This is a genomic window from Paraburkholderia sediminicola, assembly GCF_046027825.1.
GTDB lineage: Bacteria > Pseudomonadota > Gammaproteobacteria > Burkholderiales > Burkholderiaceae > Paraburkholderia > Paraburkholderia sediminicola_D.
In genome coordinates this window covers 1-15,993 of sequence record NZ_JAQQDU010000036.1, presented here as the reverse complement: position 1 = coordinate 15,993, position 15,993 = coordinate 1, and the positions used below count along the sequence as shown (strand labels likewise).

16 protein-coding genes are annotated in these 15,993 nt (G+C 61.2%); 3 read left to right on the top strand and 13 right to left on the bottom strand.

The genetic code is table 11. The annotated features are described in order from the left end of the window. The first annotated feature begins 73 nt into the window (after positions 1 to 73). A complete protein-coding gene (locus tag PQQ96_RS20300) occupies positions 74 to 421 on the top strand; it encodes a DUF6566 family protein (RefSeq protein ID WP_408295607.1) in 348 nt (115 codons plus the stop codon). A 121-nt stretch (positions 422 to 542) separates the two neighbouring features. On the opposite strand, the gene PQQ96_RS20295 is transcribed toward PQQ96_RS20300, so the two are convergent. From PQQ96_RS20295 to rhaM, 7 genes are all read right to left on the bottom strand, one after another. Beyond that, positions 543 to 902 (bottom strand): host attachment protein, encoded by a 360-nt coding sequence (locus tag PQQ96_RS20295; RefSeq protein ID WP_408295605.1) that lies wholly within the window; start codon positions 900 to 902, stop codon positions 543 to 545. A gap of 362 nt (positions 903 to 1,264) precedes the next feature. After that, positions 1,265 to 2,272 (bottom strand): rhamnose ABC transporter substrate-binding protein, encoded by a 1,008-nt coding sequence (gene rhaS, locus PQQ96_RS20290; RefSeq protein WP_408295602.1) that lies wholly within the window; start codon positions 2,270 to 2,272, stop codon positions 1,265 to 1,267. A 103-nt stretch (positions 2,273 to 2,375) separates the two neighbouring features. Then, positions 2,376 to 3,392 carry an ABC transporter permease gene (locus PQQ96_RS20285; RefSeq protein WP_408295600.1) on the bottom strand — a complete coding sequence of 339 codons (1,017 nt, stop codon included), beginning with the start codon at positions 3,390 to 3,392 and terminating at the stop codon, positions 2,376 to 2,378. Beyond that, positions 3,385 to 4,443, bottom strand: coding sequence for an ABC transporter permease (locus PQQ96_RS20280; protein WP_408295597.1), 1,059 nt, complete (start codon positions 4,441 to 4,443; stop codon positions 3,385 to 3,387). The genes PQQ96_RS20285 and PQQ96_RS20280 overlap by 8 nt, the downstream gene beginning before the upstream one ends. Further along, positions 4,440 to 5,969, bottom strand: a complete 1,530-nt coding sequence (locus tag PQQ96_RS20275) for a sugar ABC transporter ATP-binding protein (RefSeq protein WP_408295594.1) — start codon at positions 5,967 to 5,969, stop codon at positions 4,440 to 4,442. Before PQQ96_RS20275 ends, PQQ96_RS20280 begins: the two co-directional genes overlap by 4 nt. Positions 5,970 to 6,032: 63 nt before the next feature. Continuing rightward, a complete protein-coding gene (locus PQQ96_RS20270) occupies positions 6,033 to 6,926 on the bottom strand; it encodes an amidohydrolase family protein (RefSeq protein ID WP_408295592.1) in 894 nt (297 codons plus the stop codon). Positions 6,927 to 6,957: 31 nt separating this feature from the next. Further along, positions 6,958 to 7,281, bottom strand: coding sequence for an L-rhamnose mutarotase (rhaM, locus tag PQQ96_RS20265; RefSeq protein WP_408295590.1), 324 nt, complete (start codon positions 7,279 to 7,281; stop codon positions 6,958 to 6,960). A 139-nt stretch (positions 7,282 to 7,420) separates the two neighbouring features. On the opposite strand from rhaM, the gene PQQ96_RS20260 reads away from it, so the two are divergent. Further along, positions 7,421 to 8,419: a LysR family transcriptional regulator gene (locus tag PQQ96_RS20260; protein WP_408295587.1), complete on the top strand. Its 999-nt coding sequence runs from the start codon at positions 7,421 to 7,423 to the stop codon at positions 8,417 to 8,419. 15 nt (positions 8,420 to 8,434) lie between these two features. Here PQQ96_RS20260 and lra1 read toward each other — a convergent pair whose 3' ends face one another. The 5 genes from lra1 to PQQ96_RS20235 all read right to left on the bottom strand — a co-directional run bounded on the left by lra1 (position 8,435) and on the right by PQQ96_RS20235 (position 13,694). After that, complete coding sequence (lra1, locus tag PQQ96_RS20255; protein ID WP_408295584.1) at positions 8,435 to 9,217, bottom strand: L-rhamnose 1-dehydrogenase Lra1; 783 nt, start codon at positions 9,215 to 9,217, stop codon at positions 8,435 to 8,437. Positions 9,218 to 9,298: 81 nt separating this feature from the next. Continuing rightward, positions 9,299 to 10,477, bottom strand: a complete 1,179-nt coding sequence (gene rhmD / locus PQQ96_RS20250; protein ID WP_408295581.1) for an L-rhamnonate dehydratase — start codon at positions 10,475 to 10,477, stop codon at positions 9,299 to 9,301. Between the two features lie 48 nt (positions 10,478 to 10,525). Continuing rightward, positions 10,526 to 11,854 carry an MFS transporter gene (locus PQQ96_RS20245; protein WP_408295578.1) on the bottom strand — a complete coding sequence of 443 codons (1,329 nt, stop codon included), beginning with the start codon at positions 11,852 to 11,854 and terminating at the stop codon, positions 10,526 to 10,528. A gap of 95 nt (positions 11,855 to 11,949) precedes the next feature. After that, positions 11,950 to 12,702, bottom strand: a complete 753-nt coding sequence (locus PQQ96_RS20240; protein ID WP_408295575.1) for an SDR family NAD(P)-dependent oxidoreductase — start codon at positions 12,700 to 12,702, stop codon at positions 11,950 to 11,952. 281 nt (positions 12,703 to 12,983) lie between these two features. Then, a complete protein-coding gene (locus PQQ96_RS20235; RefSeq protein WP_408295572.1) occupies positions 12,984 to 13,694 on the bottom strand; it encodes a lysophospholipid acyltransferase family protein in 711 nt (236 codons plus the stop codon). A 500-nt stretch (positions 13,695 to 14,194) separates the two neighbouring features. Between PQQ96_RS20235 and PQQ96_RS20230 the strand changes: the two genes are divergently transcribed. Next, a complete protein-coding gene (locus PQQ96_RS20230; protein WP_408295751.1) occupies positions 14,195 to 14,716 on the top strand; it encodes a hypothetical protein in 522 nt (173 codons plus the stop codon). 27 nt (positions 14,717 to 14,743) lie between these two features. Here PQQ96_RS20230 and trpS read toward each other — a convergent pair whose 3' ends face one another. Next, on the bottom strand, positions 14,744 to 15,772 hold the full coding sequence (gene trpS / locus PQQ96_RS20225; protein WP_408295569.1) for a tryptophan--tRNA ligase: 1,029 nt from the start codon (positions 15,770 to 15,772) through the stop codon (positions 14,744 to 14,746). Between the last annotated feature and the right edge of the window lie 221 nt (positions 15,773 to 15,993).

The following is a 15,993-nucleotide window of genomic DNA, read 5'->3' as shown; positions in this document are numbered from 1 at the left end:
CGGACTGCAAGGGTTACGGCATGATGGCGCTTGAAGGGAAGCACGCACGCTGTATCGCGGGCGGATATCAATCATGAAGGCGGCAAAGGAGAAAACAATGTCGACAAGCACTGTTTCTTACGGCGAATTCGAGATCGCCGTGCATCCTGAGCGTAACCCGCTCGGCGCCTGGATCGCAAGTGTGAGTGTGACTCACGGCGCCCGAACGGTCATCGATGTTCGCCCGAAAACCGTTCAACCCGAGTGGCTAACGGAAGAAGAAGCCGTAAGAGACGGGGTCGAATGGGGACGCCGGTTCATCGATCGTGAGTTCAACACGCCGGAGGGTCGCTCCTGGGTTGCCGAGCGGTCTCATGCTGAAGTCTGGTTCCGTGATGCCGAGGAATCAGGTGGATCGGGTGGATCGGAAACCAGCGCGTAAGTCACACATACTTCACACATACTTCACGCATACTTCACGCACAAGCCCTGCCAGGCCACGATCCCTGGCAAGGTCGGATTCACTATGTGAATGAATGCACGATGACGCCCAAGGCAGCCGATCAGTGTCGCCGAAGGTGTGCCTCGATTTCCCGGGTATTGAGCGTCGACAGATCCTCGCTCACTTGCTCGAATATCATTCGACGGGTTTCCTCGCTGAGATCGGCTTTGACCATGCCGAGAAATTTTGGCTCGATGGCGAGTCTCAGGCGATTGTAGAGTTGATGGAGCCGGCCGGCCTCCAGATATTCGGCAACGCGCTTTGCGAATTTCTCGCGGTCCTTTTCCGTGAGCATCGTGCCCGTATACTCAGTGTTGATGAGAGATTCTTTCTCATGCAAGTCGATTGTCAGTCCTGGCGTCTGGAAAAAACGCGCGCGACCTCCGTCAGCCACAACAAGCCACGTCATTCCGATCATCATGCACCTCTCAGCAGGGATGTTTCTCCGTGTACGGCACCCGTTCTGACTGCTCGCCGTCGTTCTCGCCAAAAACCACGACCATCACCCTCCGTCCATGATGACCCGCTATCCCAACGGCTATCACTCAAGATAGCCGTTCGGGCCCGCGACGCCCACGGGCGATTGACCGATTCCTAGTATAGGTCTTAAAGCTCGCGCCGAAGCCTCCCGTGGACATCCGCAGGAGGCTTCCGGCTTGATTAACCTGCACGCATATCCCGTACCAAACCGAGTGCCCGATTGAGTACGAAGGCTGCTTATCGCCTCCTCACGCCGGGCACCTTGCGCCGCTGTGCCCGCCGTGGAGGCACCCAACTCGCCAGTTAGAAATTGAAGCTGTCGATATTGCTCGCATCGAACGTGGTCGGCGGTCCGAGAATTATTTCGCCTTGCGGCCCGATCGTGCGCTTACCGAGCTTGCCGGCGTCAAACGACTCGCCCTCCTTGCCGCTGATCGTTCCCGAGGCCAGCGCCGCTGCCGCATAAGCCGCCAGGTATCCAAGCTGATTCGGATCCCAAAGCTGGAACGCCTTGACCGTCCCGTTCTTCACGAACGCACGCATCTGGTTCGGTGTGCCCAAACCGGTCACCTGCACCTTGCCCTTGCTCGACGACGACGAGATATAACGCGCCGCGGCTGCAATGCCAACCGTGGTCGGCGCGACGATCGCCTTCAGATTCGGATACGCCTGCAGCAAACCTTGCGTCTCGACGAACGACTTCTGGTCGTCATCGTTGCCGTACGCGATCTTCACAAGCTTGATCTTCGAGTACTCGGGCTTCTTCAATTCCTCCTGCATCCACTTGATCCACGTATTCTGATTAGTCGCATTCGGCGTCGCCGACAGCACCGCGAACTCGCCCTCCCCGCCCATCAGTTTCGCCACCAGTTGAATCTGCCCCCGGCCGATGCCTTCCGCATTCGCCTGATTCACGAACAATTGACGTCCTTCAGGCGCGGTGTCCGAGTCGAAGGTCACGACCTTGATGCCTTGCGACATCGCTTTCTTCAGGTACGGCACGACCGCGTTCGCGTCGTTGGCCGCGATCACGATGGCATCCTGCCGCTGCGTGATCAACGTGTTGATGTATTGCACTTGCGACGATGCGCCCGCATCCGACGGCCCCACGACCTTGCCCACGCCGTTGAATTCCTTGATCGCGGCCATGCCGCCGTCGTCGGCAATCACTTCATAGGGGTTGTTGATCTGCTTCGGCACGAAGGCAATCTTCAGACCGCTTTTCAGGCCTGCCGCGGACGCGGCGCAACTGATCGCGACTAAAGCAATGCAGAGCGCGGTCTTGCCGGTGTGACGTAGAGGATTGAACATGAGGCGTCTCCTGCGTTGTTGTTGGACGAAAGGCTGTCCGGGTTGTCGGTATGTGGTATTTCGTATTTCTTCTGGAGCCGATTTGAGGGTTTTGAATAGAGCGTTATAAAGATGAAGCGGACTTCGCGATGAAACGCCGGTCACGCGCCGCACGCCAGCGGGCGACCAGATTGGGAATCAGCACCGATGCCAGCAGCAGCACCCCAGTGACGATCGTCAGCGTTTCGCTCGATACGTCATCGAGCGTCAGCGCGTTCTTCAGCACGCCGATAATCAGCAGCGACAGCAGGACGCCGAACATCGAGCCGCGTCCGCCGAAAATACTCACGCCGCCGAACAGCACCGCCGCGATCACCGACAACTCAAACCCTTCGCCGTTGTCGCCCCGTGCGCTGGTGAAGCGCAGCGTATAGACGACGCCCGCCAGCGCGCTCATCGCGCCGGACAGCACGAATAGCCGCAGCCTGATTTTCGCCACCTCGATGCCGGAGAAAGCCGCGGCGGTCGGATTTGCACCGATTGCGTAGAGGCTGCGGCCGAACGCCGTGGACTGCAGCAGCACGGTAAACAGCACCGCGCCGACGATCACGATCGCAAAAGGCAACGGAATGAAGGTCGAGCCAACCGTGTCCATGCCGAAGGCCGTATAAGCCGCCGGAAAATCCGCGACCGCCTGATCGCCGAGCAGGACATACGCCAGGCCGCGAAACAGCGCCAGCGTGCCGATGGTGACCGCGAGCGAAGGCAGATTCAGCTTCACGATCACGAGGCCGTTCAAGAGGCCCGCCAGCGCACCGGCAATCAATACCAGCACGATGACAACCGGCATCGGCAGCCCCATGTGCCACAGCACCCCCATCAGCGCACTGGACGCGCCCAGCACCGATGCCACCGAAAGATCGATTTCCGCGGCAACGATGATCAAAGTCATGGGCAGCGCCATCAACGCGATCTCGGTCAGATCGGCGAGGATGTTGCTGACATTCGCACTGGTGAGAAACATCGGCGACAAGAACCGCCCGAGCGCGAGCGACAAAGCCAGCACGATGACCAGCAACACCTCCCATTGCAACGGCGTTTCGCGTTTGCGCGTGAGCAGCGCGGCATCGGGTTTAGCCATGATCGCGTTTCCTCATCATGCGTTTGGCGACGGAACGGGCCAGCAAGGTATCGGCGGTAATCGCGGCGACGATCAACGCGCCCTGGATTGCTTGTTCCCAGAATGGCGAGACGTGCAGCACAACGAGCGCGATGCTGATCACCCCCAGCACGAGCGCGCCGAGCGTGGCGCCGAGAATGGTGCCCACGCCGCCGGTGATTGCGACGCTACCCACCACGGCGGCGGCAACGACCTGCAGTTCGATTCCCTTTGCGGTGCTTGCATCGACGGTGCCGAAGCGCGCCAGCCACAACGCGCCCGCGAAGCCGGCAATCGCGCCGGACAGCAGAAAGCCCGCCATCACGCGGCGTTCGACGTTCACGCCGGCAAGCCGTGCCGCTTCCGGATTCGAGCCGAGCGCGTAGTGTTCGCGTCCACCGCGAAACTGCTTCAGGTAGACAGCCAGACCGGCGAGCACGACGATCGCGATCAGCGCGAGCGTCGGTATGCCGAAGAACGTGCCGGTAGCAAGACGGGAATACGCATCAGGCAAACTGGTCGCGTTGATCTGCCCGCCGTGTACCCACGCATAATCCGCGCCGCGGAAGATATAGAGCGTGGAGAGTGTCGCCACCAGCGACGGCACGCGCCCCACGGCAACGAGCAGTGCGTTGATACTGCCTGCCACCAGACCGATCGCGAGTCCGGCCAGCAACGCGACGATCACCGGCATATGCGGAAAGGCAACGTACAGACTCCCGACCGCATAGGCGCTGATGCCGACCGTCGACCCCACCGACAGATCGATATGCCGCATCAGGATTACCACCGTCATGCCGGCTGTCAGCAAGCTGATGATCGACACATTCAGCAACACGTCACGCAGATTCTGCAGATTCAGAAACTGCGGCTTTGCGAGCCCCGTGCCGAAGACTAACAGGATCAGCACGACAAACAGCGTCGTCTCACGGCTCTTCGCGATACTCCCGATGAAGCCACTTGGCGCGCTACCGGCGCGCTTGGGGACCGGCGCCTGAACCGGCGCGGGATGGGTCGAAGAATGGCGCATCATGCGGCGTGCCCCAAAGGCGGAATCGGCTGGCCGAGCGCGGCGCCCATGATGCGCTCTTCGTCGGCTTCCGCGCGCGCGATATCCGCGCTGATACGCCCCTCGTGCATGACCAGTACGCGATCGGCCATGCCAAGCACTTCCGGCAGTTCGCTCGAAATCATCAGCACAGCCATGCCGTCGCGCACCAGCTCCGCCAGTGCGCTATAGACCTCGGCCTTGGCGCCGACGTCGATGCCGCGCGTGGGTTCGTCGATGATCAGGACCTTCGGGTGGGTGGCAAGCCACTTGCCCAGCACGACCTTTTGCTGATTGCCGCCGGAAAGGGTGCCGACCGGCGCATTCGGGTCCCCCGCTTTGAGGCGCAAACGCGTGCCCCACTGATTGGCCAGTTGCGTTTCGCGGCGGGTGGAAATCAGGCCGTGTTTGACGAGACGCCCGAGCACCGTCATCGAGGCATTGCGCGCAATGCTCAACTCCAGCGCCAGCCCTTGCTGGCGACGGTCCTCCGGCACTAAAGCGAGGCCGGCACGCACCGCTGCGGCCGGACTGCCGGCGGTGAGGCGCGTGCCACCAATCGAAATTTCACCGGAGTCGAGGGGATCGATGCCGAAGATCGCGCGGGCCACTTCGCTGCGCCCCGCGCCTACGAGGCCCGCCAGCGCGACGATCTCGCCGGCGCGGACGTCGAAGGAAATATCCTTGAAGACGCCCACCCGCGTGAGGCCCCGCACCGACAAGCGCACTTCGCCCGGTGGCCGGTCGGCTTTCGGATAGAACGTCTCCAGATCACGGCCCACCATCTTCGCGACGATGGATTCGGTGGTGAGATCGGCGGTGAGGCCATCGAATACCTTGGCGCCGTCGCGCATGATCGTCACGCGTTGCGTCAGTGTGAACACCTCATCGAGCCGGTGCGTGATGAACAGAATCGCCACATCGCGCTCGCGTAGCTTGCGCACGATCGCAAAGAGCCGCTCCACTTCGGGCAGCGACAAGGCGGCGGTCGGTTCGTCCATGATCAGTACGTTCGCATTCAACGACAAAGCCTTCGCAATTTCAATCACCTGCTGGTCGGCAATCGATAAACCGCGCACCAGCTGATCCGCACGCAGATCGACCCCGAGCGAGGCCAGCAAACCGTCCACCTCGCGGCGCATGGCGTCGTACTGAATGCGGCCGATCCGGTCGACCGGCTGCCGTCCCATGAAGATGTTCTCCGTGATCGAGAGATCGAAGAACAGCGTCGGCTCCTGATAGATCACCGCGAGACCCGCGTCGCGCGCTTCGGCAGGCGTCGCGAAGCGGCGTGCCGCGCCGTCGACCCGCAGCTCGCCGGTATCCGGCTGATGCACGCCCGCGAGAATCTTCACGAGCGTCGATTTGCCCGCGCCATTTTCGCCGAGCAGCGCATGCACTTCGCCCGGCCACAACGCGAGATCGCCGTCGGATAACGCACGGACCCGGCCGAATGATTTGCTCGCGTGCCGCAGTTCGAGCCTGGGCACGGCGGATGGGGATTGCTGCACTACGTGTCTCCTTCTTTTTTGCCTTCAGGAATGCTTCAGATGCAGTACCTCGGATGCGATACGTCAGATACGATAAAAGCGCTCCGCGTTACGGCAAAACAGGGCTTCTTTCTCAGCAACGCTCGCGCCGTCGACGATCGATGCGTATGCGCGCCACAAATCCGCGTAAGAGCCGAACAACCGATCGACCGGAAAGTTCGACGCGAACATCGCCCGCTCGACGCCGAACGTATCGATCGTTTCGAGCACATAAGGCCGCAGGCTTTCGACGGTCCACTGGTGATCGAACATCGCGAGTCCGCTGATCTTTACCGCGACGTTCCTGCAACCCGCGAGCGTTCGCATACCGTCGCGCCAGGCCCGATAGCCGGCGACGCTGTTGCGGTCCACGAACATGCCGGCATGGTTGACGATAAAAATCGTGTCGGCATGCGCGCGTGCCAGCGCAGCCGCCTCTTCCATCTGCGACGGATACAGTTGCAGGTCGAACGACATGTGGTAACGGCGCAGCAAGGCAAAATGCTCACGCCACTGCGGCTCGCGCATGAAATGCCGGCCGACGTAATCGAACAGCTTGTTCTCGTGCACGTTCAGGATCTGCCTGATGCCTCGCGTATTGGCGAACGACGCGTGCGCTTCAAGCATTTCAGGTGCGTTCGCCGCGGACAGATCCACGCTGGCGACAATCGCATTCGGCATGCCACGCGATGCCGGACGATCCGCGATCGACTGCAACCAGCGGGTTTCCTCAACCGGATCGGCAGGATCGTGATTGGCTTCCACGTGCACCAGTTTCAGCACCTCGATATCGCCTGCCTCGCCGAGCAGATCGTCGAGCAGGTAATCGTGCTTCAAGTCGCGCGCGTCCCCCACGAACGACACGCCCGGGTTTTCCAGCCACGGATAGCGATGCGTCTTCAGATCCCACAGATGAATATGCGAATCGACAACCTGCATGCGACACCCTCCGCCCAATAGGCCTGCACTGTCAGCTAAGCGAATTCAGATGAAAAACCGGCTCAAGCGGTTGCTGAAACGGCGTATGGTCAGGGGCCGTCTGCATGATGTCGGCCATGTAATCCCACCATTTGCGCATCACGTCGAGTTGCGGCAGCGCGTCCATCGTGTGATTCGTGGTACGGGTCAGAATGGCGAAAAGGTGGTTTGAGTCCGCATCGAAGAAAATCCGATAGTCGCGCACACCGGCGTTGTGCAATGCATCAACCAGCTCGGGCCAGATTTGCGCATGACGTCGTTCGTATTCCTCGCGCATGCCGGGGTTGAGCACCATCCGGAAAGCGATTGTTTCCATTGCGGCCTGTCTCCCGTCGTATCCGGGCGCTTTCCTTGAGCAGCGTAGAAGCGTCTGATACGACTATAATTCCTGCGTCGATAGCATCTCAATCCGTTGTTGGGATTGGGCGATCCACAAACCGAATCGCACCGGAACCATGAGCCAACACTCAGCTGCCATCGCACTCGTCAATCGGCTCAAGTTCAAGCACCTCGCGCTGCTCGTCGCGCTCGACGACGCGCGCAATCTCCATCAGGCCGCCGAGGCGATCAACGTCGCGCAACCCAGCGCGAGCCGTATGCTCGGCGACATCGAGGAAGCGTTCGGCTTCCTGCTGTTCGAACGCAACGCGCGCGGCATGACGCCCACGCCGCTCGGCGTGGTCACACTGGCGTATGCGCGGCGCGCACTCGCCGAGTTGACCCGTTTTGCCGAAGACCTCGAGGTCAAACGCCGTGGCGGGCATGGACAGTTGACCGTCGGCGCCATCATGGGCGCCGCGCCCGATCTGCTGGCCATGGCGGTCGCCGCGCTGAAAACCGAAAGCCCCTTGCTGAACGTGCGCATTCTTGGCGAAACCAGCGACCAGGTCGTGCAATTGCTGCATCGCCGCGAAGTCGATCTGGCGCTCGGACGCCTGACCAGTCCGTTGCAGCACAACGATTTCAGTTTCGAGCCGCTCGCACGCGAGACGTTGCTGCTGGTCGTGCGTTCGGTGCATCCGCTGGCGCAGCGCGCGCGCATCACACTGCGGGAGCTGATCGACTGGCCGTGGGTGGCGCAACCGGTTACCAGTCCGGCGCGCGTGCTGTTCGAAGAAGAACTCGCGCGGGCGGGCCTTGCGACGCCGGTCAATCTGACCGAGTGCGCCTCGATCTTCGCTACGCTGCAATTGCTCGAAAATTACGACGCCGTGGCCATGCTGCCCGAGTCGGTGGTGCGCGATCATGTGCGCGGCAAGCTGCTGGTCGCGCTGCCGCTCGAAATCGGCAAGAGCCTCGCCGGCTTCGGCATTCTCACGCGCAAGGAAGAAGCCCTCGCCGAACCGGCGCTGCGCTTTATCGATTTGCTGCGCGGCTTCTCGCGCAAGCTCGCACGCGATGATTCCGCCTCTGCTGTGAGCGGGCCTGTGAGCGTATCCGCACCGGTTCATTGACATCGGCATCGCGCGCTATTGCAAGTTGACGAACAGGCCGCCGTCCACCAGCAGCGCGGCGCCTGTGACGTAGCGCGCGCGGTCGGAAGCAAGGAATACCACGCAATCGGCGACGTCCTCTGGGCGGCCCAATCTGCCCAGCGGAATACGTTTTTCGAAGTAAGCCTTTTTCGCTTCGTCGGCGAGATCTTCCGCGTTCAGGTCAGTCGCGATCGTGCCGGGCATCACCGAATTGCAGCGAATGCCGTAGGGCCCCAACGCCACCGCGCATGACTGCATCAACGAATGCACACCCGCTTTGGTCGGCGTGTAGTGGGTTTGCATGCCGCCGCCTACCAGGGCGCTGATCGAACTCGTCGCAACAATCGCGCCGCCCGTGCCCTGCGTTTTCATCTGCTGCGCGGCGGCTTGCGTGACGTAGAACGCACCGTTCAGATTGACTGCCACCGTCGACTCCAAGACTTCGGGCGGCATGTCGAGGAACGCGTGGAACGGGCAGATGCCGGCATTGCTCGCGAGCACGTCGACTTTGCCGAAGGCTTCGACCGTGTGGCGAACGAGTTCCTGACCGGTTTCGCGCGCGGCCACGTTGCCTTCGATTGCGATCACGCGCCGCCCCAACGCTTCGATTTCGGCGACCACTTCCGCAACGGCCGAACGGCGCCCATACGATGCGTCGTTATCGCCCCAGTAGTTGATTGCCACATCCGCGCCTTCGGTTGCACACGCAACCGCTATCGCACGGCCGATGCCACGCGAACCGCCGGTGACGATCACGACCTTGTCCTTGAGCAACACGTCATTCTCCTGTTGGCTGGATCGATACTGTGTCTAGCGGGCCTGTGCCTACGCCACCTTCAACGCGTATTCACCGTGCAGTCAACGTGGATAAGGCCGCACCAGCGCGCATTCCGGATTGAGCCGCACGCCGAACCCCGGTGTGTCGGGCACCTTCATGCGCCCATTCACGGGGACCGGTTCATCGAGCAGCAGCGGCGTGAACATCGGCACCACTTCATCCGCTTTCGGCGCCATCATCAGAAACTCGGCGAACGGCGAGTTGTGCCGCGTGACAACGAAGTGATAGCTGTACACCGACGAACCATGCGGCACCACCATCACATTGTGGGCGTCGGCGAGCGCGGAGATCTTGATGAGTTCGGTAATGCCGCCGCACCAGCCTACATCCGGCTGAATCAGATCGCAGCACTGCATCTCCAGCAGCATGCGAAAACCCCAGCGCGTCGCTTCATGTTCACCGGTCGATACCATCATGCCGCGCGGCACGTTACGCCGCAGTTCGGCGTAACCCCAGTAGTCGTCAGGCGGTAAGCACTCTTCGATCCATTTCAGACCGTACTCATGCGCCGCCTGCGCGAGCCGCGTGGCATACGGTACGTCGAGGCTCATCCAGCAGTCGTACATCAGCCAGAAGTCGTCGCCGACGCGGCTACGCATCTCGGCGAGCTTGTCCAGATTCTTCCTGAGACCCGCGTCGCCTTCAGCAGGGCCATGCTGCAACGGCAATTTGCCGCCGATGAACCCCATCTCCTTCGCGAGGTCCGGACGCGCGCCCGTCGCGTAGAACACGAGTTCGTCGCGCACCGGGCCACCCAATAGTTGGTACACCGGCTCCTTGCGAACTTTCGCGAGCAGATCCCACAACGCGAGATCGACACCCGAGATCGTATTCAGCACGATGCCCTTGCGGCCATAGTACAAAGTCGAGAAATACATCTGATCCCACATCTTCTCGATGTCGGTGACGAGCTGGCCTTCGAGAAAACGCGCGAGGTGTTTCTCAACGATGAACGCGCCGATTTCGCCGCCCGTCGTCACCGCAAAGCCGACCGTGCCGTCGCTCGCTTCGATTTCGACCACTAACGTGCCGAGCACATTGATGCCGAACGACTGGCGGCTCTGGCGATACTCCGGATACCGCGCCATCGGCGTGGAAATATGATCGTCGATCCAGTGTCCGTCGGGTTGATCGTGATAGTCCGCACCGCCACCGCGGACGATGAAGGCACGCACGTGCCGGATAGTAGGCATGGCCATGAAATGGGCTCCGTTGTTGGTGCGTCGAATGTGCAGCCGGGAGTGCGCCTAGCGGGCACGGTGCAGTAAGTGCTGGAACGACCCGCTTGAATGTGCGCCGTCACGACGCAACAGCGTGCCGATCATGAGCGCCGCCAGCAGACTCGACACGCCCAATACGATCAGCCCTGCCGAGGTCGACGAGAACGCCCGTTCCGCCGCGGTGCGCAGGCTCGGCGCAATAAATCCGCCAAGGCCGCCGAGCGAATTGATCAGCGCAATCCCGCCCGCAGCCGCGGCGCCCGTGAGGTAGCGCGTCGGGAATGTCCAGAACAGCGGTTGTGCCGCGATGAAACCGCTGGCGGCGCAGCACAGTGCGATCAGGCCGATCGACGGGTTATGCGCGAGCCCGGAGGCGCCGATACCGAGGCCTGCGAGCACCAGCAGCGCGACCGCCCAGCGCCGGTGTCCCCCTGTGCGATCCGCCCGACGCGGCACATACCACGTCACCGCCAGCGCACACAGCCATGGCAGAGCACCGACGAGGCCCACGCGCAAGCCGACCGTCGTGCCGAGCAAGGCGGCTACTTGCTGCGGCAAATAGAAGATCACGCCGTAGACGCTCATCTGAATCAGCAGATAGATCGCCGAGAGCAGCAATACGCGGCGGTCCACCAGCGCAGCGAGAATGTGACGCGGCCCATGCGCCGATGCGGCGAGCGCATCGTCGTCGAGCGCGGCGCGCAAGGTGACGCGCTCTTGCACATCGAGCCAACGCGCGTCTTCAGGGCGGTTGTCGAGATACCAGAACGCCGATACGCCGACCAACGAGGCCAGCGTGCCCTCGATCAGAAACAGCCACTGCCAGCCGGCCAGACCCATTGCACCATGCAATTCGAGCAAGGAACCCGACAACGGACTGCCGAAGATGAACGCCAACGGTGCACCGAAATAAAACACGCCCACCGCGCGCGCTCGCGCCGCTTGCGGAAACCAATGGGTCAGGTAATAGATCACGCCGGGAAAGAAACCGGCTTCGGCGACACCGAGTAGAAAACGCAGTGAGTAGAAAGCTGTTGGCGTATGCGCCAGACACATCGCCGCCGAGACGAGCCCCCAGGTCACCATGATCCGGCACATCCACGCGCGGGCGCCGACCTTGTGCAGCAGAAGATTGCTCGGTACTTCGAACAATGCATAGCCGATGAAGAACACGCCCGCACCGAAGGCAAAAGCCGCGTTGGACAAACCCGTATCGTGCTGCAAGGCCTTCTGTGCGAAACCGATATTGGCGCGATCGAGAAACGCCAGCACATACATCAGCAGCAAAAACGGCAACAGCCGGCGCATGACCTTGCTGTTGATCGCCTCCAGTGAAACGGGCGAATGCGGATTCATGTCGTCTCCTTCACAGAGCATCGGGTCGCGCTCTGCGGTTCTTACCTTTGGCACGGCTATTACTACTGCTACGGCCTTGGTGACGCCGCCATGACTCAGTAAGTGGCCCGGCCGCCGGACAGGTCGAATACCGAGGCAGTGCTGAACGCGCAGTCTTCGGAAGAGAGCCACAGAATCAGCGACGCCGCTTCTTCCGGCAACAGGAACCGGTTCATTGGAATCTTCGAGAGCATGTAGTCGATATGCTCCTGCGACATCGAATCGAAGATTTCCGTTTTGGCCGCTGCGGGCGTGACCGCATTGACGAGGATGTTCTTCGTCGCGAGTTCCTTGCCGAGGGATTTGGTCAAGCCGATGAGCCCGGCTTTGGAGGCGCTGTAATGCGAGGCATTCGGATTGCCCTCTTTGCCGGCCACCGAGGCGATGTTGACGATCCGGCCGTAGCCCCGCTCGAGCATGTGCGGCACGACCGCGCGGCAGGTCAGATACGGGCCGATCAGATTCACGTCGATCACACGGCGCCAGACCTCGGGATCCAGCTCCCACGTCGCGCCGTTGCCACCGGTGATGCCGGCGCAGTTGATCAGCACGTCGATTGCGCCATGGGCGGCGATGGTTTGTGCCACCGCCTGAGCAACCGAGGCTTCCTGGGTGAGTTCGACCGTGACGGCCGTTACCTTGCCCAACTCGCTGAGTTCGCGCTCGCTGCGCGCGAGGCGCTCGGCGTCGATGTCCCATAAGGCGACTGACGCGCCCGAGTTCAGCGCCCGGTGAGCCACCGCGTAGCCAATGCCGCGCGCGCCGCCGGTAATGGCGACAACACGCCCCTCCAGATCGATTCGATTCATCGCTGTGCTCCTGTGGCAGGCCCAAGCGGCTTGCCTTTCAGTTGTTGTATTTCTGCTGTCCGTGCTGGCTCTGCTTTCGTTCAGCAAATATACGAGCGGTGCGATGCGCTAACAATCCGTGTATTGGAGGGGGCGATAACAAAAGTGGATCGGTGGGTGCGGCGGAATCAGACCCCGTGGCGACCGACTCACATGAGACTGTTGTCGAGGTGCCAATGACCGGGAAGGAACTCTTCGGTACCAGCCGGCGTGATCGCGGGATTCATCCGGCCTTACGCGTTTCAAAGTCGTGGCAGTTCGTCTTTCATCCACTCGTGGACGGCTCGACTCAGTTCCTGCTGCGACAGGTCCCGAGGAGAGAATGCCGGGCCGACCACCACGCGAATGTGTCCACGGCCGCTTGGCCAGCCTTTCGCCGGCCAGACCTTGCCCGCGTTGAGAACCACAGGAACGGCAGGTACGCCCGTCGCGCAAGCCAATCGAACGCCCCCAGATGTCATCCTCAACGGGGCATCGTGTGGCACCCGGGTTCCCTCCGGGAAAATGACGACGACATCGCCCTTCGCCAGCCTCTCAGCGCTTTCCTGCGTCACAGCCTGATGCGCCTGACGAGCGGAGCCGCGGTTCAGGCTCACCATATCGAGGCCACGCAGCACCCATCCAAAAAAGGGAATGCGAAGGAGCTCTTCCTTGAAAACAAAACTGATGCGCCGTGGGAAAAGTGCCAGAAATGCGAGGGTCTCCCAGGTCGATTCGTGACGGCACAGGAGTATCGCGGGCCCTGCCGGAATATGTTCAAGCCCTTCCACCGAACATGAGACTCCCGGCAGCCAGCGCATCACCCCCACCAGTGCACGACACCATTGTTTTGCCAACCAATATCGTCCAGCCCTGCCGACGAAAGGAAACAGAAGCAGTATCAACATTGAATACAGCGTCCCGCTGCCAAGAACGTAGACAATGAACAGCCATTTAGTGAAAGTCGAGCGCATCGGGGCCTGATTCAGATTGGTTTGCGGCGGAACATTTCGCCGTTGACAGGTGAGACTATGCGGTGAGCGATGCGTTTGCTCCCCAGACATAAATCGGCAACGCCGCACCTGAACGGGGTGCGGATGGCTTAACCGGAAACAAGGCGCGACGCCAGCATCGGCAGCAACCGGCTCTGCAGCGTCAACAGGCGCGTCGGATGGAACGCAGAAACGAAGGTGGCGGTTGACGCTGGTCGGGAGCGCGCTACCATTGGATACCGACGGGAAGTCCGTGTCGATGGACACCGCGACATGGCGCATCAAAGACCAACGGGGGATTTCACAAGGACCAATGGCGGTGAACGCGCGGCGCACCGAGGGAAACCACATTCTACCAGTACGAAAATCGCCACCCTACAGGTCTGCCACCCGCGATGTCGACGGGCGTGGCGCGAATGATACTAGATTCAACCGAACACAAATCCTCCCCAACCAAGTACGCAATGAACGAACATACCGCAATGGACGACCGGTTTGACAGGCGAGAATTACTGCTTCATCTCGGGGACATGCTCGAAGCTTTGAACTGTTTAGCCCGGAAAAGCACACCAATCGCGTTGGTGGCGCACCTTATGCAGGAAGAGGAATCATTGCAACGCTTCGCGTTCCTCCGGGCGCTGGCGCCAAAAATGACGGTGACCGAGCTGACCCAACGCATCGCCGGCGCATTCTCCCCGTGGCCCAAGGCGCTGCTCGAGGCGGAGCTCAACCGGGACGCGCTGGCGTCGAGCGTTCAGCGCAATCTTTTTGACGGCAACCCTGACGGCTGGAAAGCGTACGCCACCCACGTCCAAAGGACAGTAAAGGGGTTCGGGACCGGGCTTCCGGAGATGAAAGCGGAGGCGCTGGCAAAACCGGCTCACAATGCCGCAAAGGATGCGACTCCGGCCGCAGCGCCGGTCGCGGCCACGCTGCCCGCCGCGTCGGACGCCCCGATCGAGAAGAAAGGTTGGCCTTGGCCCGAGCCAAAGTCGACGTCCTGACGCATGGCTGGCCGGCCCGACAGTCGCTCAGTTCTGGAAGTAATTCAGACCGAGCGCACCCTTTACTTCTGATACTGTCGCACCCGCCACTTCCCGAGCGCGCAGGGTCCCGCGACGCAGAACGTTCAACACCTCCGCACGGTCGGCTGCAAACTCGCGGCGGCGCTCCCGAATGGGTGCGAGCATCGATTGCAGCCGTTCGTTGAGCGCGCGCTTGACCACACTGTCGCCAAGACCGCCGAGGCGATAGTGTGCTTTGAGTTCGTCAACCATCGGCACGTCCGGTTCGAACGCGTCGAGGAACGCGAACACGACGTTGCCTTCAACCTGGCCTGGGTCATTGACGCGCAGATGGTTAGGGTCGGTGTACATGTTGTTCACGGCTTTGGTGATTTCGTCCGGGCTCGCACCCAGCGTAATGGCGTTATCCAGTGATTTGCTCATCTTGGCCTTGCCATCGATGCCGGGCAGCCGCGCCACAAGCGAGAGCACCGCTTCACATTCAACCAGCACCTGCTGGTCGACCGTGTTGTTGAAACGGCGCACCAGTTCATTGGTTTGTTCAATCATCGGCAACTGGTCGTCACCGACGGGCACGCGTGTCGCCTTGAACGCAGTGATGTCGGCGGCCTGGCTGACCGGATACATCAGGAAGCCGGCGGGGATATCCCGCTCGAAACCGCGGAGCACGATTTCCGCCTTGATGGTCGGGTTACGTTCGAGGCGCGCGACCGTCACGAGATTAAGCAGGTACTGGGTCAGTTCCGCCAGCTCCGGCACCTGCGACTGGATAAAAATGGTCGACTTTGCCGGGTCGATGCCGACCGCGAGATAGTCGAGCGCTACCTCGATGACGTTTTCAGTGACTTTCTGGTGCCGGCCGACGTTGTCGGTCATGGCCTGCGTATCGGCAAGCAGAAGGAATTGCTGCGCTTCGTGCTGGAGTTGCACGCGCGAGCGCAACGAGCCAATGTAGTGGCCCAGGTGAAGCGGACCGGTGGTGCGGTCACCGGTGAGGATGACGGGTTGCTTTTCAGATTGGTTTGCGTGCGACATGGTCACATATCCGTGTATGCAACACCACCAGCCATCAGCGCGCAGAAACAAAAATGCCGCCAGGACTGGCGGCATCACGTTTTCGATGATCGAAGAGAATCGGGCCGCCCAGGTTAGGCGCGCCACCAACGATGCAGGTTCAGCGAGGTCGGATTCGGATTCATAAGCTGCAAGTATAGCGTCGATCGTACCGATGTGTCACTTCCGGAACCCCACCGATT